This window comes from Paraniabella ginsengisoli (genome assembly GCF_022513635.1).
GTDB classification, from domain to species: Bacteria; Bacteroidota; Bacteroidia; order Chitinophagales; family Chitinophagaceae; genus Niabella; species Niabella ginsengisoli.
Window position 1 is genome coordinate 448,234 of sequence record NZ_JAKWBL010000004.1, and the last position, 21,292, is coordinate 469,525.

Here is a 21,292-nt window from a genome sequence, read left to right on the forward strand (position 1 = left end):
TCAATTGAATTCTTCTTCTATATATTTAATCCCCGCATGCGCTTATTGTCTGGCCAGTGATATAGCTACTCATATCAGACGCTAAAAATAAAGTTACGTTGGCTATATCTTCAGCTTTGGCAAATCTGTTTAAGGGTATGTCTGCCAGATATTTTTCAGCGCCAGCATTATCATTTAAATAACTGGTCATATCGGTTTCTACAAATCCGGGGGCAATTGCGTTACAGCGAATATTACGGCTGCCCAGCTCTTTTGCTATGCTTTTTGTAAAACCAATAATTCCTGCTTTGCTTGCTGCATAACTTGCTTGTCCGGCATTCCCCATCATTCCTATTACTGAGCTCATGTTAATAATGGTTCCACTTTTTGCTTTCATCATAGGCCTTATCACCTGCTTCGTCATATAAAAAACGCTGTTCAGGTTTACGTTAATCACATCATTCCATTGCTCGGGCGTCATACGCAACAGCAAATTATCTTTCGATATTCCAGCATTATTAACGCATATATCAACAGAACCAAATTCTTTCAAGACATCGTTTACAAAAGTTTCGCATTGCTGTACATCTCCTGCGTTACTTTTATAAGCTTTTGCTTTTACTCCAAATCCCTTCAGTTTTTCTTCCAGCACGGTTGCACGTTCTGCGCTGCTATCGCTAACATAAGTGAATGCAACATTGGCACCGTGTTCAGCAAATTTCACTGCAATTGCCTCCCTATTCCTCTGGCTGCTCCGGTAACAATCGCTACTTTGTTCTCAAGAAGTTTCATTTTTCTACTATTTAGTATGCTTGCAAAGTAAAGTAATTATTTTTTGCTTTACTTATCAATTGCAATTAAAATAGCGGCAAATGCAATCAGCCTATCTCATCAAAAAATAGTTGTTGAAGCTTTTACATAATCCATAACCCATTTTCAAAATAAACCTATATTGCGCCCATGTCTATTATCGATTTTTTATCTGAAGTAAATGTTGTAGAAATTACAGGCGATGAAACATACAAGCCCGGGCAATTAGGCAATGCTATTGATATTTATAATGAATCCTTTCCAGACGTTGATAATGCTGATATTATTTTAGTAGGATGCGGAGAACAACGTGGACGTGGCTTTTTAGGACCCGCCAGTGTAGCTCCCGAGCTAGTTCGAAAACATTTCTATTCGTTATTTTACTGGCACGATAAAATAAAAATTGCAGATATAGGTAATATAAAACAAGGTGCAACTTATAATGATACAGTCGCCGCATTACAAACTGTTATAGAAGAATTGACTGCGTTAGGTAAAACAACTATTGTAATTGGAGGATCGCAGGATCTTACCTTATCTCAATATAATGCCTGTAAAAATGCTAAACAGCAAGTAGAGATGACGGGTGTTGATGCTATCATTGATATGGATATGGAATCGCCATTCAGAAATGATAACTTTTTAATGGAGCTTTTTACCAGCGAACCTAATTATATCAAACATTATAACCATTTGGGTTTTCAAAGTTACCTGGTCCATCCAGGTATGCTACAAACCCTTGATAAATTAAAGTTTGATTTCTTCCGTGTGGGGCATGTGAAAGAAGACATGGAAGAAATAGAACCTGCTATCCGCAATAGTCATATTTTTTCTTTCGACATAAGCGCTATTGCTAATGCGTATGCGCCTGCCAATCAGTTAACACCAAATGGTTTTAACGGCGAAGAGGCCTGTATTCTTATGCAATATGCGGGGATGAGCAGTAACATGCAATCAATAGGTATATTTGGATACAACCCGCAACATGACAAGGATGAACTCACGGCAAAACAAATCAGTCACATGTTGTGGTACACAATAGACGGGAGACATAGAAGACTTAAAGAAGCTTCATTCGACCAACTCGAACATTTTAATGAATACCAGATGGCATTTGCCGAAATAGAAACAACATTTCTTCAAAGTAAAAAAACAAGCCGCTGGTGGATGCTGTTGCCAGATAAAACTTTCATCCCTTGTAGTTATAAAGATTATTTGACCGCAAGCCACAATGAAATTCCTGAACGATGGTTTAGGGCACAGCAGCGATAAATAAAGTTGACAGATGATTGTTGACAGATACAGAAAAATATTTAAGATTAGATAATTAACTATATTGTAATACTCTTAATCTTATAATCCTAAAAATCCAAGTTCAGACAAATCATGGCTCACATCATTAAAACAGGTATTGCTTCATACGGCATGAGTGGCAAACTTTTTCATGCACCTTTTATACAGGCGCATCCCAATTACGAACTCAGCGCAATAGTGGAGAGACATAAAGAAGAATCAAGAATAAAATATCCCGATTCAAAACTGTATCGATCTTTTGAAGAAATGATTAGTGATGATACATTAGAATTGATAGTGATTAATACTCCTGTTCAAACACATTTCGAATATGCAAAAGCAGCATTAAATGCCGGAAAAAATATTGTAGTTGAAAAACCTTTTACTGTAAACGCTGAAGAAGCAAAAGAGTTAGATGAGTTGGCCAAATCAAAAAATCTTTTATTAACAGTTTATCAAAACCGTAGGTACGACGGGGATTATAAAGCTATCAAAGATATTGTTCAGGAAAATATTTTAGGTGAACTAAAAGAAGCAGAATTAAGATACGATCGTTATCGCACTGGGCATAGTGGCAAAGATCACAAGGAAGGAGATAAACCTGGAGCAGGCAATCTGCACGATTTAGGTGCTCACCTTATTGACCAGGCGATACAGTTATTTGGCTTTCCTGAAGCTGTGTTCGCCGATGTATTCGCTATGCGCAAAGACATGATCGCAAATGACTATTTTGAAGTTTTGCTTTACTATCCACGCCCATTCAGAGTTAGAATAAAAGGGACGGTATTTGCAAGGGAATCAATTTATCCTTTTGTTATAAACGGTGAAAACGGAACTTTTATGCAGCAGCGTTCAGATTTGCAGGAGTCGCGACTGCTTGCTGATGAAATACCATCGATAGAAACCTGGATTCCCACGCCGCAAGGTTTTGATGGAATTTTACACACAACAATTAACGGAGAAAGTGTTCGTAAAGAAACGCGCTCTGAGATGGGCAATTATATGGATTTTTATAGTGATGTTTACGACACACTTGTAAACGACAAACCCAACCCTGTACCCGCTTCTGACGCAGTATTAACAATGCGTGTTATAGACGCAGCTTTAAAAAGTAATCAGGAAAAAGAGTGGTTACATTATAATTTAGTAAAACAGATATAAACGCTTCTTTTCAGAAGCGTTATTTTTTTGCCATTTCGTGGTAACAAAAACGATTTTTCTTTATCTTACAACCTTTACTATTTAGCTTTCTAACGACAAAAAACTACGAATGAAACATTGCCTTGCATCCATTTTACTTCTTTTCTCTTTTGTTATAAATGCCCAACAAAATGTAGATCTAAAATCTTATAGTGATAATGGTGCGTCTGTTAAAGTGAACAACAAATTACTTTCAGTTGAATGGCCCAGCGGTTCATCAACATTTTCCAAAATGCTTATCAATCTTGAAGAAGCGCAACCTTTGATCAACAGTTTAAACACAGGCAGCAAATCATCTTATAAAGAAATTGCTAAAAACCTCGATCCGGTTTTTATTCTTCGTGTCGGTAAAAGAAAATTAGATCCATCCAGTGGTGGTTGGGATATATTCTTTGATAAAGTACATAATAGTCCTTATACCACCAATGTCATTTCTTTCACTAAAAAAAATGCCAGCGTTCATACGCAGGGTTCATCAACCGTCGTTAAAATCAACAGCCTTCAAACAGCAGGATTTGCCGGTCATTTAGAAATAACCTTTTATAATGGAAGCCCTCTTTTTAATATAGCTGCTGTTATTTCGACTGACAAGGATTCTACTGCAATTTTATATGATGCTGGATTAGTTTCTAAAAAAGAAGCATGGAAAAATATTGCATGGTCTAATGTACGCAATCAAATAGAAACAACTGTACCTACTTCAAATACACAAAGTATTAATAAAGAAGTTAAATACAGAACCATTATTGGAGAAAGCGAGTCTGGTAGCCTGGCTGTTTTTCCTGCACCGCACCAATATTTTTATCCGCTTGACGAAGCATTTAATCTACGCTTTACTTGGTATGGAAAAAATTATCTGGACATGGTGCCCGACTTTGGAATTGGTATACGCCAGGAACCAGCCGGAGATCATAGGTTTATCCCATGGTTTAATGCTCCTCCTAAAACGGATCAGCGTTTAAATTTTTTCTGCTTATTAAGTGATAAAAAACCTGAAGTAGCATTAAACGAGGTAAAAAAATTCACCAATAATGATGCGTATGTTTCATTGCCGGGTTATAAAAGAATGGCTACTCATTTTCATAATGAGTTTATATCAGATGTAGTACTTTCAGGTAAACCGGTTCCGGAAAATCCTGAGTTTGTACAGGTTCTTAAAAAAGCAGGATTGGATATTGTAAAGCTCGCAGAGTTTCATGGTCCGGGTCATCCTAAAGGGCCAGACTCTATCAGGTTAATAGAGCTAAAAGCATTGTTTGATCAAACCAAACGTTTGTCAAATGATAGTTTCCTTCTCCTTCCCGGAGAAGAAGCAAATAACTTTTATGGTGGCCATTGGCTAGCCTTTTTCCAAAACCTGTTTATTGGATCATGTCAAGAAAACCTGAAGCTCCGTTTGAAAGTCAGCATCCTATATATGGAAAAGTGTACAGAGTAGGTAATAAAGATGAAATGTTGAAATTGCTTGAAAAAGAAAATGGATTAGCATGGGTAGCGCATGCACGTACGAAAGCATCTACAGGGTATCCGGATAAATATAAGGATGAAGACTTTTTTAAATCGGATACTTATTTAGGCGCAGCCTGGAAATCAATACCAGCCGACCTTTCATGGCCAAGCCTTAGTCATCGCGTACTTGACCTGATGGACGATATGGCCAATTGGGGTTATAAAAAATATGCTATTGCTGAATCGGATATATTTACCATTACCGAACAAAATGAAATGTACGCCCATCTTAATGTTACTTATCTTAAACTAAAAAATATACCTGATTACAAACAGGGCTGGCAAACTGTTTTAGATGCCATGCGAAAAGGAAAATTCTTTGTTTCTACTGGTGAGGTATTAATACCATCTTTCACCATTAATGGAAAAGAATCAGGAGATGTTTTAAAAGTTTCTCAAAATGGTAAAGCTGTAATAGATGCTGAACTAAACTGGACCTACCCACTCAATTTTGCAGAAATAGTTTCCGGTGATGGAAAAAAAGTTTACAGAGAAAAAATAAACTTGAATAATACTACAGCTTTTGGTAAACAAAAATTCAAATGGCCTGTAAATCTTACCAATAAAAAATGGGTGCGCATAGAAGCCTGGGACATTGCTGCTAATGGTGCATTTACACCCATGATATGGTTGGAGTAAGAGTAAAAACTACAATCCAGCAGCTTTACTAATTTCCAGCATTTTGTCGATTGGTTTTTTAGCGGCTAATCTCAGCTCTTCATCCATGATAATGTCGGGCAACTCATACTTCATGCATAGGTAAATTTTTTCCAGTGTATTCCTTTTCATGTGTGGACAGTCATTGCAAGCACAGCCATTATCAGGAGGAGCAGGAATAAATTTTTTCGTTGGACTAGCCTTCTCCATCTGATGTAAAATACCCGTCTCTGTAGCCACTATAAACTCCGTAGCATCATTCTCCATCGTATACTTCAGCAACCCTGTTGTAGATCCAACAAAGTCAGCCATTTTTAATACGGGCTCTTCACATTCAGGATGTGCAATAAATTTAGCATTAGGATGTTGTTGTTGTAACTTGGTGATCTTTTCCAAACTAAAAATTTCGTGAACCATGCAGGCCCCATTCCAAAGCAACATATCTCTACCCGTTACTTTGTTGATGTAAGCACCCAGGTTTTTATCAGGTGCAAAAATTATTTTCTGATCTTCCGGAAAACTATCCACAATAATGCGGGCATTGCTGCTGGTAACAATAACATCACTTAACGCTTTTATACCTGCACTACAATTGATGTAGCTCACAACAACATGATCTGGATGTTGCTCTTTGAATTTTTGAAACAAAGGCGGTGGGCAACTATCGCTTAATGAGCAACCTGCTTTAAAATCGGGAATAACAACTTTTTTAGTAGGATTTAAAATTTTCGCTGTTTCTGCCATGAAATGCACACCTGCAAAAACGATCATGTCCGCATCTGTCTTCTCTGCTTCCTGCGCCAGTCCCAGGCTATCGCCAATGTAATCTGCAATATCCTGTATGTCGGGCTCCTGGTAGTAATGCGCAAGAATTACTGCATTTTTTCTTTTTCAGCTTGTTGATTTCTTCAAAAAGATCCAACGTCGGGTCCACATCAACATCCAAAAACCTTTTTCGTCTAACTCCTGCTTTGCATTTTCTAAAACTGCTGCTTCCATGATTGAATATTTTAAATCCGGTGCAATGATACACTGCTAACCGAAATTTTTTGAAAGAATTTTTTATTATCCCTCTTTTAGTTCTAATAATAAGTATATATATATTTTTAAAATAAAACCTATTATTATTAGGGGTGTGAATTAGTGGATAACTCGTAATTCACAATTACTACAAAATTAGAAGTTAATTGTTTTCCACACAAAACACATACAAATTAACATAGCATAGATGCAGCAACACTGATTCTATAACTGTTATTAACAAAATTGTGGATTTCTGATGCTGGATAAAATATTTTCATTTCCGACTTTACATTGTGTTAATATTCTAGGTATAATTTTACAGGTACTAACTCTTTTTGGGAAGTGGTAACTTCCAGAGCATATTATATCCCAATAACCACATTTCATACAAACGTTTCACACGGTGATATCCACATTTTTGAACGTCTATTCACATATCTTTGGGGAGAAATAATTCCTGATCCGGCCTTAGAAATTAGAAAACGATGCTTCCTGCACTAGCTTTTTCTATTATTATATATATATCCCAGATTTGGAAGTTTTATTAGTTACTAAAAATGCTTTATGAAGAAATTACTATTTGTTTTCTGCGTCTTATTATTATCATGTATTGCCAGAGCTGATGAAGGAATGTGGTTGCCGCAACTGTTGGAAACACTTAATGAAAAAAGGATGAAGTCGCTTGGCATGAAGATGAGCGCATCCGATATATATAATGTGAACAAAGGCAGCCTTAAAGATGCTATCGTAAGTTTTGGAGGCTTCTGTACAGGTGAGATTATTTCTGATAAAGGACTTGTACTTACCAATCATCATTGCGGTTTTGATGCTATACAAAATCATTCTACTCTTGATAAAAATTTTATAAGAGACGGGTTTTGGGCTAAATCAAACGCAGAAGAATTACCGAACCCTGGCTTGTTTGTTACTTTTATTGTTAGGATAGATGATGTTACTGATCAGGTTTTGAAAGGTGTAAATAAGTCTATGGCCGAAAACCTGCGACAGTCGCAAATAGACAAAAATGCAAGGCAACAATTAAATGCTGCAAGGAAGGAGGCATATCAAAGCGCCTTTATCCGCCCTTTTTTTGAAGAAAATAAATATTATCTATTTATAACAGAAACCTACAATGATATAAGGCTTGTTGGCGCGCCGCCTTCGGCTATTGGCAACTTTGGAAAAGATACTGATAATTGGATGTGGCCCAGGCACACAGGAGATTTTAGTATGTTCAGAATATATGCGGGGAAAGATAATAAACCTGCAGACTACTCTCCAGAAAATGTACCGTACAAGCCTAAAAAATCTTTGTCCATTTCTATGAGTGGTGTGAAAGAAGGAGATTTTACGATGGTATTCGGTTTTCCCCCGAACAACTGAATATCTGCCAAGTGAGGCTGTTGATCAGATTATGACAGTTAACGATCCTGCTAAAATCTTAATAAGAGACAAAGCATTAAAGGTTATAGATAAATATATGCGTGAAGATGAATCAATCAAAATTCAATATGCTTCTAAATATGCCGGCATTAGCAACGCCTGGAAAAAATGGCAGGGCGAAGTGCTGGGTTTAACTAATACAAAAGCGCTCGATAAAAAATTGAAGTACGAAGCAGATTATCTTGATAAATTAAATAACGATGCCGCTTTGAAAAGCGAATATGGAAACGTACTAAATGAACTGAATCAAACATACAGGCAAATAAAGCCGTTGCGTTGGCGCGTGATTATTATTTAGAAACAACAAGTAAAATAGAACTCTTTACTATTGTACAAAGAATTCGTGCGTTAAGTAGTAAGAAAGAAAATAATAATTATTCAGAAGCATTGATAAGAGAAATAGAATGGATGAATGATTTTCTAAAAGAAAATAATACAAATGTAGATAAAGATATTTTCGCAGCCATGATGCAGCTTTACATCGAAAACCAGCCACCAGAGTATGTTTCACCCTATGCAAAAGAACAATTGAAAAAATTTACAAACTATAAAACCTGGGCTGATGACATATATAGTAAAAGTATTTTTGCAGATAAAGAAAAAGTTATAGATCTTGTAAAGAGTGATCCTACTAAATTATTTACTGCATTAAATACTGATGAAGCGGCCAAACTGGTTCTATCTATTTCCAACTTATATGATAATGACGTAGTGCCTAAATTGAACGCGCTGCAAACAACCATCAACCAACTGCAAAGAAACTATATGAAAGCCCAGATAGATGTATTCAATAATAAAACATTTTATCCTGATGCAAATAGCACTTTGCGCGTAGCTTTTGGAAATGTAAATGGATATACATCTCCTCTTGGAAAAAAATACGAATTCTATACTTACTTAGATGGAGTAATGGAAAAATACAAACCAGGCGATTATGAATTTGATGTTCCGGAAAAACTGCTCGAATTATATAAGAAAAAAGATTTTGGAAAATATGCGGTTAATGGAAAAGTGCCGGTTTGTTTTATAGCATCCAATCACACAACCGGCGGAAACAGCGGCAGCCCTGCATTAGACGCTTATGGTAATTTGATTGGCTTAAATTTTGACCGGGTTTGGGAAGGTACCATGAGTGATGTTAATTACGATCCGTCTATATGCAGAAATATTATGGTAGATATAAGATATGTGCTGTTTATAGTTGACAAGTATGCCGGAGCAAAACATCTGGTAGAAGAAATGAACCTGGTATATCCAAAAAAATAGAGAGTAATATATTCGTTAACTTTAAGCAAACAAAAAATAAAAACCATGGTAAACAATAAGCATATCGCAACTTTTATTCTCGGCGCCTTAGCTGGCCTGGCTGCTGGCAAGTACTCAAGCATGAGCGATGAAGAAAAAGAACAGATGATCAAGAATTTAAAAGAGAAAGCAAATGGACTAAAAGATGACGCTGTAAAAGCGGCCGATAATGCAAAAGATTATTTCAGTGAATTAACCACCAAAGGAACGGACGCTATTAAAGAACATTTTCCTGGTGCAGAGAAATGGATGCATGATTTGTTTGGAAATAAAGAGTCTGAAAAAACAGAACCAGGGCCCGATACCGAAAAGGCATAAAAATAAAAAAGGGCGCTTAGCGCCCTTTTTGTTTATAGTAAGTTGTTGGGATTTGGAATAAGTTTCAAAATTTTATGAAGGTTATCTTCATAATGTTTTTTATCCAATTTATAATAATAAGCGCCCTTTTTCGAATTGCTTTTATCTTTTTCCTTTTGCTTTATTAAAAGTTTTGTTGAAAGCATTTTGCGGCTAAAGTTTCCTTTATCAAAACTGGTATTGAATACATCTTCGAAAAGGCTTTGCAATAAAGGCAAAGTAAATTTATCAGGGAGTAGTTCAAAAAGAATAGTATGCGAAGCTGCTTTGTATTGAAGTTTCTTTTGAGCTAGCAATACCATTTCATTATGATCGAAAATAAGGTGCGGAAACTCTTTGATAGGAAACCATTCTGCCTCAAAATCTGTATTGATCGATTCCTTGTATTTATTAATATCTATTAATGCGAAATAGGCAATTGAAACGGTCCGTTGAACAGGATCTCTTTCCGGAGAAGAGAACGTGTGGAATTGTTCCAGGTAAATTCCTTCCAACCCGGTAAGTGTTTTAAGTATCCTGTTTGCAGCAATGTCAGCGCTCTCATCTTCATTTACAAAACCACCCATTAAACTCCACTTGCCTTTTTCAGGTTCTAAACCTCTTTTAATCAGTAAAATTTTAAGACGGGTGCCGTCAAATCCAAAAACGATGCAGTCCACAGCAACTGTAAACTTCGTGATCTTTTGATATCTTTTTTCTTTGGTCAAAATGGTTTATCTAAATAGTATGAAAAATTTCCAAACGAAGGATTCAGGTGGCAAAATAAGAAAACAGAAAATTATACATGAATCTAATCTAAAGGAACAAAAATAAATATTTTTATTTGTCATAAAAACAATTAAATTTGAAAATAGAGGTCGATTGCATTCTGCCAGCAAATATCCTACTATTACTTATATAATTTTAGTATCAATATGTATATTAAAAAGTTTCTGCCTGCTGTTCTCATTTTTTTCAGCTTTTATGTACATGCGCAAAATAAGAATTTTGTTATTGAAGCAGATAAACCAATAGCGCCTATACAATCTACTATGTGGGGTGTTTTTTTCGAAGACATTAATATGGGTGCAGATGGTGGTATTTATGCGGAACTTATAAAGAACAGATCTTTTGAATTTTTTAGACCATTAATGGGCTGGAAGATTGAACAAAACCCCGTTGAAGAAGGAGCCGTATTAATTCAAAATCGAGGAATAAACACCGCAAATCCTCGTTTCGCCAGGATCAATGTGCATAACCGATCTAAAGGATCATTGACATTGACAAATGAAGGGTTCAGAGGAATGGGAATTAAAAAAGATCTCAGGTATGACTTTTCAGTTTTATATAGAATGGCATCTGGCAAAGTAAAGATGCATCTTGAATTGCTTAACGAAAAGAAAGAAATCATTGGGTCAACTGAGCTGTTTCCACAAGAAGAGAATAAAGAGTGGAAAAAGTTAGCCATATCATTTAAAGCAAATCAAACGGAAGAAAAAGGTTCTTTTCGTATTTCGTTTGAAGGAAATGGAGCGATAGACCTGGACATGATTTCGCTTTTTCCTGAAGATACTTGGAAGCAGCGCCCAGGTGGAATGAGAGCTGATATGGTGCAAATGTTGGCAGATATGAAACCAGGATTTATTCGATTTCCCGGAGGTTGTATAGTAGAAGGGTTCGATCTTTCGCAAAGATACCAGTGGAAAAAAACGGTGGGCCCAGTTGAAGAAAGACAGTTAATTATCAACCGCTGGAATTATGAGTTTCCTCATCGTTCAACACCCGATTATTTTCAAACTTTTGGACTTGGATTCTTTGAATATTTTCAGCTTTGCGATGATATTGGAGCAGAGCCCTTACCTATTTTGAATTGTGGAATGGCTTGCCAGTTTAATTCAGCAGAAGTTATTCCTTTAAATCAATTGAATCCATATATAAATGACGCGCTGGACCTTATTGAATTTGCCAACGGAGACGCTACAACTAAATGGGGAAAAGTTCGCGCAAACATGGGACATCCTGAACCATTCCATTTAAAAATGCTTGGAGTAGGGAATGAAAACTGGGGCCCGCAATACCTGGATCGATTTAAAATTTTTCAAAAAGCAATAAAAGAGAAATATCCCGATATTAAATGCTTATTGCCAGTTCTGGCACTGATCCGCAAGGCGATAGGTTTAATTATTTAAATACAGCGCTTCGAGAAATTAAAACTGATTTTATTGACGAACATTATTATCGGCCACCGCAATTCTTTTTCAGTAATGTAAATCGTTACGATAATTATCCAAGAAACGGCTCAAAAGTTTTTGCCGGGGAATACGCTTCGCATACACAAGGAACGACAGGCCCCGTAAAAAATAATTGGCTTGATGCACTTTCGGAAGCCGCGTTTCTAACCGGTTTGGAAAGAAATGCGGAAGTGGTGCAGATGGCATCTTATGCGCCACTATTTGCACATTACCATGGCTGGCAATGGGCGCCTGATCTTATCTGGGTAAATAATTTGAATGTAGTGGGTTCGCCAAGTTATTATGTTCAAAAATTATATTCTACGAATAAGGGCACAGACGTAATACCCATTTCGCTTGACGGAAAAGCGATCGCCGGACAGGATAGCCTTTACGCTACCGCCGCTATTGATGCGGCCTCCAATGAAATTATTTTAAAAATTGTAAATGCTTTACCGAAACAGCAAAGTATTACATTAGATATTAAAGGTGTTAAAAAATTAACAACATCAGCAAAGCAAACCACTTTGCATAGTGAAGCATTAGATGTAGTGAATAATTTGGATAAACCAAAAATGATAAGCCCTAAAGTGACAGATATAAAATTGCAGGGGAAAAAATCAACATTACTTTTGAAAGCATATTCTTTTAATGTGATACGAATTAAATATTCGTAACAGCAAACCCGTGTCCGACGTGGGTTTGACATTATTAACTTAAATAACTTGAGTTTTGCTTATTCTGAAATAGGGATCAACAAGTTAAGGGCATCATGTCGACGAAGGATATTTCAAATGTAGCGAAGTGGGGTGAGCAATGACGGATAGTACCTGTTTTGCACTCACGTTGAACTTGCTTAGTTTTTTAATAAACACCGTCCGATCGGTCATCCGGGCGGGCATATAGATATATAGCATTTGCTTCGTTTGAGGTTATATAGTATCCGCCGTAGGCGGACATAGCCTCCCGGTAAATGAACGATTATATGTATTTATGTTTCCTATTTATCATAAAACCTTATGTATATATGTGGTGAAAACAAGTTTAAACAACTTAAATAAAACTAAAGGGCATCCTCTAAAGTCGCTTTTTTACTTTTCTCCAATGTAACCGCCGGTTCCTGCAAAGGCATGATCTTTTTGATAACAACAAAGCATACCAGCGCTGTAATGATAAACAATACATCCGTTAGCCAAAGGCCATTATATCCATAAGCGGAAATTATTTTTGTAGAAAGAAACGGCGTTATGATAAAAGCCATTGAAAACCCAAGAGCATTAAGCGCCATATAAGATCCTTTATTATGTGTTCCTGCACGCAAAGCCCCAACAGTGGCCGTAAAAGGCATTACAAGCATTTCAGATAAGCTGATCAGGGAAATAGAAATATATAACATCAATAACTCGGTCGTAAAAAGATAAATAAGGTACCCGGGAATTATAAATACCGTACCTAACAAAATGCTATTATAAACAGAGAAACGCTTTTGAGCCAAACTAACAATCATCATTTCTGTAAGGACAATAATAAAACCACTGTAGCCCATTATAGTACCAATTTGCGCTGTGTTCAATGCTGCTTTTTCATTAAAGAATAAAGGAATGGCATTCAGTATCTGGCAAAAAGGAATGAAATATAGCATACACGCAAATGCGAAAAAAATATATGGCCAATCGCTGTATGCAGAACGACGTGTGTTATTATTAAAAACGACTTCGTTACTTTTTACAACAGTACGTTTCTTTACTTTATTGAAATAAACAAAAAAGATAATGCCAGCAATAAAACTACCTAACGCATTGCCCCAAAACAAAAAGTTATACGATATCGACGCCAGCAATCCTCCCAAAAATGGACCAAAGGAAAAACCAAGATTAATAGCCATTCTGTTAAGCGAAAAAGCTCGTGTTATATTTTCGGGTTTTGCATAACTGGTAATAGCAGCAGAGTTTGCCGGCCTGAACAGATCGGCTACAAAAGAAATAGAAAAGATGCCCGCCGATAAAGCAGGAACAGTATCCAGCGCGCCCACTAAAAGATATAAAGGCGCCACTAAAAACAAGCTCAGGCACTGTACTTTAAAATTTCCAAAACGATCGGTCAACCAGCCTCCGGCAATATTTCCTAACAAAGAACCCAGGCCGAAAAAGCTTAAAACAATGCCCGCATCCTGTAAAGAAAAATGCAAATGCTCGCGCATATAAATAGCAAGAAAAGGAAGTACCATCGCTCCTGTTCTGTTGATCAGCATGACCAACGCCAGCATCCATGCGGGTGTTGATAAACCTCGGTACGAGTTAATATAAAGGGCTAAAAACTTTTTCATTGAGGTAGAGGGATGTTTCACATTATTAACAAGAAACAAAAGGATAAATTAAATATTTATCGTTGTGTACTTTGTATTCTTTGTCAACGTTGCGTGAAGGGGATGGAAAAAATTAAAAAAGCCCGGCACACTGACGGTACCGGGCTTTAACTATAAATTTTTTATAATTAAGAGTTCATACTCGCCAAAAATTCTTCGTTGCTCTTCGTTCCCTTCATGCGTCTCAGCAGATCATTCATCGCTTCTTCTGTCTTCATGTCTGCAAGATATACACGTAATAAATTCATTCTTTGCAACACATCTCTATCTAATAATAAATCATCACGGCGCGTTGAAGATGCGGTAAGGTCGATAGCCGGATAAATACGCTTGTTGGAAAGTCTTCTGTCAAGCTGCAATTCCATGTTACCGGTTCCTTTAAACTCTTCAAAAATCACCTCATCCATTTTGCTTCCGGTATCAATTAATGCAGTTGCTAAAATGGTAAGCGATCCGCCGTTCTCAATTTTACGCGCAGCGCCAAAAACTGTTTAGGTTTTTGCATAGCGTTTGCCTCCACACCACCGCTCAAAACCTTACCAGATGCGGGCGACACCGTATTATGTGCACGAGCCAGACGAGTAATAGAATCTAATAAAATAACAACATCATGTCCACACTCAACAAGTCTTTTAGCTTTTTGCAAAGCAACGGTAGAAACTTTTACATGCTTTTCAGCAGGCTCGTCAAAGGTAGAAGCGATCACTTCTGCTTTTACGCTTCTTTCCATATCGGTAACCTCTTCCGGGCGCTCGTCAACCAACACAATCATCAGGTAACATTCAGGATGATTTTCGGCTATGGCATTAGCCACAGCTTTCAACAACATCGTTTTACCGGTTTTTGGTTGCGCTACTATCAAACCACGCTGTCCCTTACCTATCGGCGTAAACAAATCCATAATACGCGTTGACAAGTCAGATGGCTTTGTGAACAGGTTTAGTTTCTCGTAAGGGAATAACGGCGTAAGATAATCGAAAGGTACGCGGTCGCGCACTTCTTCGGGGCTTTTGCCATTAATGGTATCCACCTTTAAAAGCGCAAAATATTTTTCGCCTTCGCGCGGAGGACGCACGGCTCCATGAACCGTATCTCCGGTTTTTAAACCAAATAGTTTTATTTGAGAAGGAGAAACATATACATCATCAGGACTTGATAAATAATTATAATCAGAAGACCTTAAAAATCCGTAACCGTCCGGCATCATTTCCAAAACACCTTCGCTCAATATCACGCCGTCAAACTCAACATTAAATGCTGCTTCTTTTTCCTTTTTGGGAGTAAAAGATTTTACTACAGGCTCTTCCACAATAATTGGAGCGGGATTAGCAAATTTTTCGGTGGCTTTAAATGCCTGTTCAATAAAAGAAGCTGTAGCCGGGTCCAGTCCAAACTCGCCATCTGCAGCGGGTTCTGCCGCTTTTTCTTTAGCGCCTTTATCTTCTTTCAATGTAGGTGCTTTATCTTCTGCCTCTTCAGTTTCTTTTTTAGCAGGCGCTTTTTTCTTCTTGGCCGGAGCCTTTCCTTTTTGGCCGGAGCTTTTGCCTTCTTTTCGTCGATCTCTTCTTCTTCTCCGTCGTCTTCAACAAAGGCTTCTTCGGTTCCGTTAGAGGTTGTGGTTTTCACAATACGTTTTCTTTTTGGCTTAGCATCGGTAGCAACGTTTTTCGATCCTGCGATGGCTTGGTTATCTAAGATCTGGTAAACGAGCGTTTTTTTATCTAATTTCTTCGCATCAGGGATGCTCAACTGTTCGGCAATGTCTAACAGTTCCGGAACGAGCATGTCGTTCAATTGTAAAATATCATACATAAGGGTGTAAACTTATATTAATCATATACTGGCTTTAGTATGCTGATTAACAAAAAATAAATTGAAAATTGTTTTTGGATGAATCTTTATTGAAATGAAAATCAATAATTAGCAGAGATGATCACAAGCCTTGGGTCATTTCTTACTGCGAAAATAGTATGTTTTCCTCAAAATCAAAAAAATCATTTTATTGTGGATAAGTTTTTTAGAAAGAATTAACGGGGGCTCTCATCGGCAGTGCTACTATCAACTAAGATGCGGCCATCTGCAGTAGTGGCCAGCTCGGCGCTGAACCCGCGCAATGGCCAGCTACAGCTGCCTGTCCGCCAGCCTTTGGGCGGAGGGGAATATGATTCAGCAGGAAGTGAGATGTATAAGTCTTTGACATTAATGGATATGAAAAAGAAAAATAGAAACCGTGTATATTTGAGAGATCGTCGTACACCGCAAAAACGACACAACAGAAATGACGGAGAAATTGTATTTTCCTAACGTTCCTTTGCGGTGAAAGCAACAAAGCAAAAATGAAAAAACCTTTATTAATCGCTTTAACTATTGCGGCTTCCTTTCTTTCCGGCTTCGCATTTAAATCGATCATAACAACGCAACCAACCAAACAAATACAAATGAAAAAAGTAACAGGCATTGGCGGCATCTTCTTCAAAACTAAAGACCCCGGCAAAATGAGAGCATGGTATCAAAAACATCTTGGATTAAACACCAATGAATATGGGGCAGTATTTGAATGGCGCCAGGGAGCAGACTCATCAAAAAAAGGATTTACACAATGGAGCCCGTTTCCCGAAACAACGAAATATTTTGAACCTTCCGAACAGGAATTTATGATCAACTATCGTGTTGAAAATATTGAAGCGCTGGTTGAGGAATTAAAGAAAGAAGGGGTAACCATTGCCGACAAAATTGAAACCTATGATTACGGAAAATTTGTTCATATTATTGATGTGGAAGGAAACAAAATAGAATTGTGGGAGCCGAACGATATTGCATACGAAAAACTAGGCGAACAAATAGGTGCTAAAACAACCAAGTAAAAAAACTAAAGTTTCTTTCTCACAGAAAACACAGAAGTTCACGGAAGATTAAACCTCTGTGCTAATCTGTGATTTCTGTGAGAACCCCCAACATGCTACAATAAAAGTTATCTTTGCCGCCCAAAATAAAGAGCAATGTTTAACAAGCGGATCAAAATAAAAGAATTGCTGGCGCAAGATGCGCAGGAGCAGGAGGTAACGGTAATGGGTTGGGTGCGTACTTTTCGCAACAACCAGTTTATTGCATTAAACGATGGCAGCACCAATACCAACCTGCAAATTGTTGCCGAACTGGGCAAATTTGACGAAGCGCTTTTAAAAAGAATTACCACTTCTGCTTCTTTAAAAGTTACCGGAATTGCCGTTCCTTCCTTAGGAAAAGGGCAAAAAATGGAAATAAAAGCCAATTTGATCGAAATTTTGGGCGATAGCGATGCGGAAGCTTATCCGCTTCAACCTAAAAAACATTCGCTGGAATTTTTAAGAGAAAAAGCGCATTTGCGTTTTCGTACCAATACTTTTGGATCAGTGTTCCGTGTGCGACATGCTTTGGCATTTGCGGTTCACAAATTTTTTAATGATAAAGGGTTTGTGTATTTGCACACGCCCATCATCACAGCAAGCGATGCTGAAGGCGCCGGCGAAATGTTTCGGGTAACCACGTTGCCTTTTGAAAAGGCACCAAAGAATGAAGACGGTTCTATCAATTTTAAAGAAGATTTTTTGGAAGATCGACCAACTTAACAGTTAGTGGCCAGTTAGAAGGCGAATTAGGCGCAACGGCTTTTGGCGAAATTTATACTTTTGGTCCCACATTTAGGGCAGAAAATAGCAATACCGCTCGCCACCTGGCGGAGTTTTGGATGATCGAGCCGGAAATGGCTTTTTATGATTTGGAAGACAATGCCAATCTTGCGGAAGAATTTATCAAATACATCATCAAATATGTATTGGAAAATAACCGGGAAGATCTGGACTTTCTGGCAACCCGTTTAGCTGATGAAGAAAAACAATTACCACAGGATAAGCGCAGCAAAATGGGATTGATCGAAAAGCTGGAATTTGTGGTAAATAACGAATTTCAACGACTTACTTATACAGAAGCAATTGACATTTTAGCGAACAGCAATCACAATAAGAAAAAGAAATTCCAATACCCGATTACAGGTTGGGGAATGGATTTGCAAAGCGAACACGAAAGATATTTGGTAGAAAAGCATTTTAAAAAACCAGTCATTCTTACTGATTATCCGGCCGGAATAAAATCTTTTTACATGCGCCTCAACGAAGACGGAAAAACCGTTGCGGCAATGGATATTTTAGCGCCGGGCATTGGCGAAATTGTGGGTGGCTCGCAAAGAGAAGAAAGATTAGACGTGTTGCTGGAAAAAATGAAAGCCATGAATATTCCGCAGGAAGAAATGTGGTGGTATGTGGATACGCGCCGCTTTGGAACCGTGCCGCATGCGGGCTTTGGTTTGGGCTTTGAAAGAATGATTCAGTTTGTAACAGGCATGACAAATATCCGCGACGTAATTGCTTTTCCAAGAACTCCGAAAAGCGCGGAGTTTTAGAAGAGATGCCACGAATGCACGAATAAATAATTGATTACTATTCGTGCATTCGTGGCGTTTCTTACTTCAAATTCTCTTTAAAAAAATCAATCGTTCTCTTCCACGCCAGTTCTGCAGCTGCTTTGTCATAACGCGGTGTTGTATCATTATGAAAACCGTGATTGGCTTTGGGATACATGTACATCGTATATTTTTTTGATGTTCTTTTAGTGCCGCTTCATAAGCCGGCCAGCCTTCATTTACGCGTGTGTCAAGCTCGGCATAATGAATTTGCAAAGGCGCATTTATCTTAACAACATCTTCCAAAGCCGGTTGTCCGCCATAAAAAGGAACGGAAGCATTTAAAGTAGGAATACGAACTGCCATCATATTTGCGATCCAGCCGCCAAAACAAAAACCAACAACACCCACTTTCCCATTACAACTTTTATCATCTTTTAAATAATTATAAGCAGCAATAAAATCTTCAAGCATTTCATTGCGATCGCGCTTGGCCTGCAATTCCCGACCAGCATCATCAGTTCCGGGATAGCCGCCTAACGGAGACAATGCATCTGGCGCCAACGAAACAAAACCCGCAAGCGCCGCACGCCTTGCCACATCTTCAATATGTGGATTTAAGCCACGGTTTTCGTGTACCACCACAATGCCGCCCAGCTTTGCTTTATTATCTGCCGGTTCGCAACGCAGCGCTTTTATTACGCCCCCGCCCTTTGGCGATTTGTATTCGATATATTCTGATTTGATACGGGGGTCATTAGCCTGAATTTGAACACCGCCTTTATAATCGGGCATCAAAAAACTCATTAACGAAGAAACCGTTAATCCGCCAACGGCGTACAGGGAAAGCTTCTGCACAAAATTGCGACGATCGATTCGGTTATGTGCATAATCATCATACAGATCAAACACTTCTTGTTTTATATCTTCTTTCTTTATTGACATGATTGTGTGGTTTAATGAATGATGAATTTACTTAAAAAATAAGAAATTTTGTTTAGCGTGTTTAATCAAAGAAATAAAAAGAGTTATCGCAAATAAGATTGACAAAATAGCTTCTCTATTTTAACCACATAGATATATAGCACTTAATCCGCTTTTAAGAATGCATAGATTCCGCCAAAGGCGGAGCATCGTTTTGAATCAAAGAGAACGTATGTGCTTTTATGTTTCCTTTCTTTATTTTAATACTATGTATCTATGTGGTTTATTATTAAAAACAAAGAGGTTATTTTGAAAACTTTTCTAAGGGTTGGGATCGGGACAAAAAATAAAATAACTTCGGAACTTGTATAAAGCTTGCTATTATCTAATTAAAAATTAATTATGCTTACTCGAAAAAGATCTTATCAATTCTGATGTTGGTGCTTTGTTCATTTATTATTGTGCAGGCACAATCGGAAAAAGATTTTGTAAAAGAAAACCTGGCTTTTTGTAATACCCAGCTTTATGGAATGCTTGCAGATAAAAGTTTGCAGACAAACAAATTTCCCCGAACCACCAACGCAAAAGGTGAATTAACTTCTACAAGCATGTACGATTGGACGCCAGGGTTTTTTCCCGGTAGTCTTTGGTATGGATATGAATTCAGTAAATACGAAAGCTTAAAAGATGCTGCTATAAAATGGACGGAAAAGCTTGAACCGCTTCAAACATTTACCGGCCATCACGATCTTGGCTTTATGATGTATTGCAGTTATGGCAATGCTTACAGACTAACAAATAATGAATCTTACAAAAATATTCTTATAAGATCTGCTAAAGCGTTAAGCACCCGCTTTAATTCAAAAATAGGATGCATTAAATCATGGAATAGTTTTAAATCTTTTCACGGAGATAAAACGTATAATTTTCCTGTGATCATAGATAATATGATGAACCTGGAAATGTTGTTTTTTGCATCCAAAGTTTCGGGAGATCCAACCTACCGCAACGTTGCCGTTACGCACGCTTTAACAACAATGAAGAATCATTTCAGGCCGGATTATAGTTCTTATCACGTCGTTTGTTACGACTCTGTTTCGGGTAAAGTAGAAACGCGCGAAGCTGCTCAGGGCTATGCAGATAACTCAACCTGGGCGCGCGGTCAGGCGTGGGCTATTTATGGGTTTACGATGACTTATCGGGAGACTAAAGATCCACGTTTTTTAAAAACAGCTAAAGGACTGGCGAAATATTTTATCAATAATAAAAATCTGCCTTCAGATTATATTCCTATTTGGGATTTTAATGCATGGCAAAAAGGATATATACCTGGCGGAAATTCGAATGCTCCAAACATACCGGTTTTGTATCGGGACGCATCTGCTGCGGCTATTACTGCATCAGCGTTACTTGAGCTAAGCACCTGTACAACGGGCGACGAAGCTAAACAGTTTAAAAACGCTGCTGTTAAAATGCTGCACAGTTTGGGAAGTGTTGCTTATCGGGCGAAGGCAGGAAACAATGGAAATTTTATATTGATGCATAGCGTTGGTTCCATTCCTCACAATAATGAAATTGACGTTCCGCTTGTTTATGCTGATTACTATTTTATAGAAGCGTTGTTAAGATATGAAAAGCTGCTTGATGGTAAGAAGCTTTTTTAATATGGAGTGCTAACTTGTAAAATAATTTTTCACACAAAGGAAACAAAAGAAGATAAAGAAACAAAGTCGGACTTCAAATAGTCAACGTTGTTTACTTCGTATTCGTTGCGATCTT

General features: G+C 37.7%; 18 protein-coding genes and 3 pseudogenes. 15 read left to right on the top strand and 6 right to left on the bottom strand.

Annotation, left to right across the window (positions count from 1 at the left end):
* Positions 1-25 precede the first annotated feature (25 nt).
* The gene (gene fabG / locus MKP09_RS19525) at positions 26-703 is read right to left on the bottom strand and encodes a 3-oxoacyl-ACP reductase FabG (protein ID WP_240831967.1); all 678 of its coding nucleotides are present in this window, start codon (positions 701-703) and stop codon (positions 26-28) included.
* A 236-nt stretch (positions 704-939) separates the two neighbouring features.
* Here fabG and MKP09_RS19530 point away from each other — a divergent pair, with 236 nt between their 5' ends.
* From MKP09_RS19530 to MKP09_RS19545, 4 genes are all read left to right on the top strand, one after another.
* Positions 940-2,061: a formimidoylglutamase gene (locus MKP09_RS19530; protein ID WP_240831968.1), complete on the top strand. Its 1,122-nt coding sequence runs from the start codon at positions 940-942 to the stop codon at positions 2,059-2,061.
* 114 nt (positions 2,062-2,175) lie between these two features.
* Positions 2,176-3,243, top strand: a complete 1,068-nt coding sequence (locus MKP09_RS19535) for a Gfo/Idh/MocA family oxidoreductase (protein WP_240831969.1) — start codon at positions 2,176-2,178, stop codon at positions 3,241-3,243.
* 109 nt (positions 3,244-3,352) lie between these two features.
* Complete coding sequence (locus tag MKP09_RS19540; RefSeq protein ID WP_240831970.1) at positions 3,353-4,720, top strand: hypothetical protein; 1,368 nt, start codon at positions 3,353-3,355, stop codon at positions 4,718-4,720.
* Complete coding sequence (locus MKP09_RS19545; RefSeq protein ID WP_240831971.1) at positions 4,654-5,430, top strand: CehA/McbA family metallohydrolase domain-containing protein; 777 nt, start codon at positions 4,654-4,656, stop codon at positions 5,428-5,430. Before MKP09_RS19540 ends, MKP09_RS19545 begins: the two co-directional genes overlap by 67 nt.
* A gap of 9 nt (positions 5,431-5,439) precedes the next feature.
* Here the strand turns inward: MKP09_RS19545 and nadA are convergent, their stop codons facing one another.
* Positions 5,440-6,321: a quinolinate synthase NadA gene (nadA, locus tag MKP09_RS19550; RefSeq protein ID WP_317235457.1), complete on the bottom strand. Its 882-nt coding sequence runs from the start codon at positions 6,319-6,321 to the stop codon at positions 5,440-5,442.
* Between the two features lie 714 nt (positions 6,322-7,035).
* Between nadA and MKP09_RS26705 the strand changes: the two genes are divergently transcribed.
* Genes MKP09_RS26705 through MKP09_RS19560 form a run of 4 tightly spaced genes read left to right on the top strand, consistent with a single transcriptional unit; the run spans position 7,036 to position 9,537 of the window.
* Complete coding sequence (locus MKP09_RS26705; RefSeq protein WP_262915536.1) at positions 7,036-7,854, top strand: S46 family peptidase; 819 nt, start codon at positions 7,036-7,038, stop codon at positions 7,852-7,854.
* Positions 7,855-7,885: 31 nt separating this feature from the next.
* Positions 7,886-8,212 (top strand): S46 family peptidase, encoded by a 327-nt coding sequence (locus tag MKP09_RS26710; RefSeq protein ID WP_262915537.1) that lies wholly within the window; start codon positions 7,886-7,888, stop codon positions 8,210-8,212.
* Entirely contained in the window at positions 8,191-9,180 is a 990-nt protein-coding gene (locus tag MKP09_RS26715; RefSeq protein ID WP_262915538.1) for a S46 family peptidase, read from the top strand. The genes MKP09_RS26710 and MKP09_RS26715 overlap by 22 nt, the downstream gene beginning before the upstream one ends.
* A gap of 45 nt (positions 9,181-9,225) precedes the next feature.
* A complete protein-coding gene (locus tag MKP09_RS19560; RefSeq protein WP_240831972.1) occupies positions 9,226-9,537 on the top strand; it encodes a hypothetical protein in 312 nt (103 codons plus the stop codon).
* Between the two features lie 32 nt (positions 9,538-9,569).
* On the opposite strand, the gene MKP09_RS19565 is transcribed toward MKP09_RS19560, so the two are convergent.
* Complete coding sequence (locus MKP09_RS19565) at positions 9,570-10,283, bottom strand: NUDIX hydrolase (protein WP_240831973.1); 714 nt, start codon at positions 10,281-10,283, stop codon at positions 9,570-9,572.
* Positions 10,284-10,490: 207 nt separating this feature from the next.
* Here MKP09_RS19565 and MKP09_RS19570 point away from each other — a divergent pair, with 207 nt between their 5' ends.
* Entirely contained in the window at positions 10,491-11,744 is a 1,254-nt protein-coding gene (locus MKP09_RS19570; protein WP_240831974.1) for a hypothetical protein, read from the top strand.
* A complete protein-coding gene (locus tag MKP09_RS19575) occupies positions 11,690-12,463 on the top strand; it encodes an alpha-L-arabinofuranosidase C-terminal domain-containing protein (RefSeq protein WP_240831975.1) in 774 nt (257 codons plus the stop codon). Before MKP09_RS19570 ends, MKP09_RS19575 begins: the two co-directional genes overlap by 55 nt.
* Before the next feature lie 386 nt (positions 12,464-12,849).
* Here the strand turns inward: MKP09_RS19575 and MKP09_RS19580 are convergent, their stop codons facing one another.
* Together MKP09_RS19580 and rho are read right to left on the bottom strand one after the other, a co-directional pair.
* Positions 12,850-14,112, bottom strand: coding sequence for an MFS transporter (locus MKP09_RS19580; protein WP_240831976.1), 1,263 nt, complete (start codon positions 14,110-14,112; stop codon positions 12,850-12,852).
* Positions 14,113-14,279: 167 nt separating this feature from the next.
* Positions 14,280-15,963, bottom strand: a pseudogene (rho, locus tag MKP09_RS19585) (transcription termination factor Rho).
* A gap of 255 nt (positions 15,964-16,218) precedes the next feature.
* On the opposite strand from rho, the gene MKP09_RS19595 reads away from it, so the two are divergent.
* From MKP09_RS19595 to asnS, 4 genes and pseudogenes are all read left to right on the top strand, one after another.
* The gene (locus MKP09_RS19595) at positions 16,219-16,455 is read left to right on the top strand and encodes a hypothetical protein (protein WP_240831978.1); all 237 of its coding nucleotides are present in this window, start codon (positions 16,219-16,221) and stop codon (positions 16,453-16,455) included.
* Between the two features lie 32 nt (positions 16,456-16,487).
* Positions 16,488-17,015, top strand: a complete 528-nt coding sequence (locus MKP09_RS19600) for a VOC family protein (protein WP_240831979.1) — start codon at positions 16,488-16,490, stop codon at positions 17,013-17,015.
* Between the two features lie 135 nt (positions 17,016-17,150).
* Positions 17,151-17,759 carry an amino acid--tRNA ligase-related protein gene (locus MKP09_RS28695; protein WP_449587070.1) on the top strand — a complete coding sequence of 203 codons (609 nt, stop codon included), beginning with the start codon at positions 17,151-17,153 and terminating at the stop codon, positions 17,757-17,759.
* A gap of 32 nt (positions 17,760-17,791) precedes the next feature.
* Positions 17,792-18,589 (top strand): annotated as a pseudogene (gene asnS / locus MKP09_RS28700) (asparagine--tRNA ligase); the annotation flags it as partial.
* 61 nt (positions 18,590-18,650) lie between these two features.
* Here asnS and MKP09_RS19615 read toward each other — a convergent pair.
* Positions 18,651-19,534 (bottom strand): annotated as a pseudogene (locus tag MKP09_RS19615) (dienelactone hydrolase family protein).
* Positions 19,535-19,947: 413 nt separating this feature from the next.
* Here MKP09_RS19615 and MKP09_RS19620 point away from each other — a divergent pair.
* Positions 19,948-21,177 (top strand): glycoside hydrolase family 88 protein, encoded by a 1,230-nt coding sequence (locus MKP09_RS19620; RefSeq protein ID WP_240831981.1) that lies wholly within the window; start codon positions 19,948-19,950, stop codon positions 21,175-21,177.
* Positions 21,178-21,292: the final 115 nt, after the last annotated feature.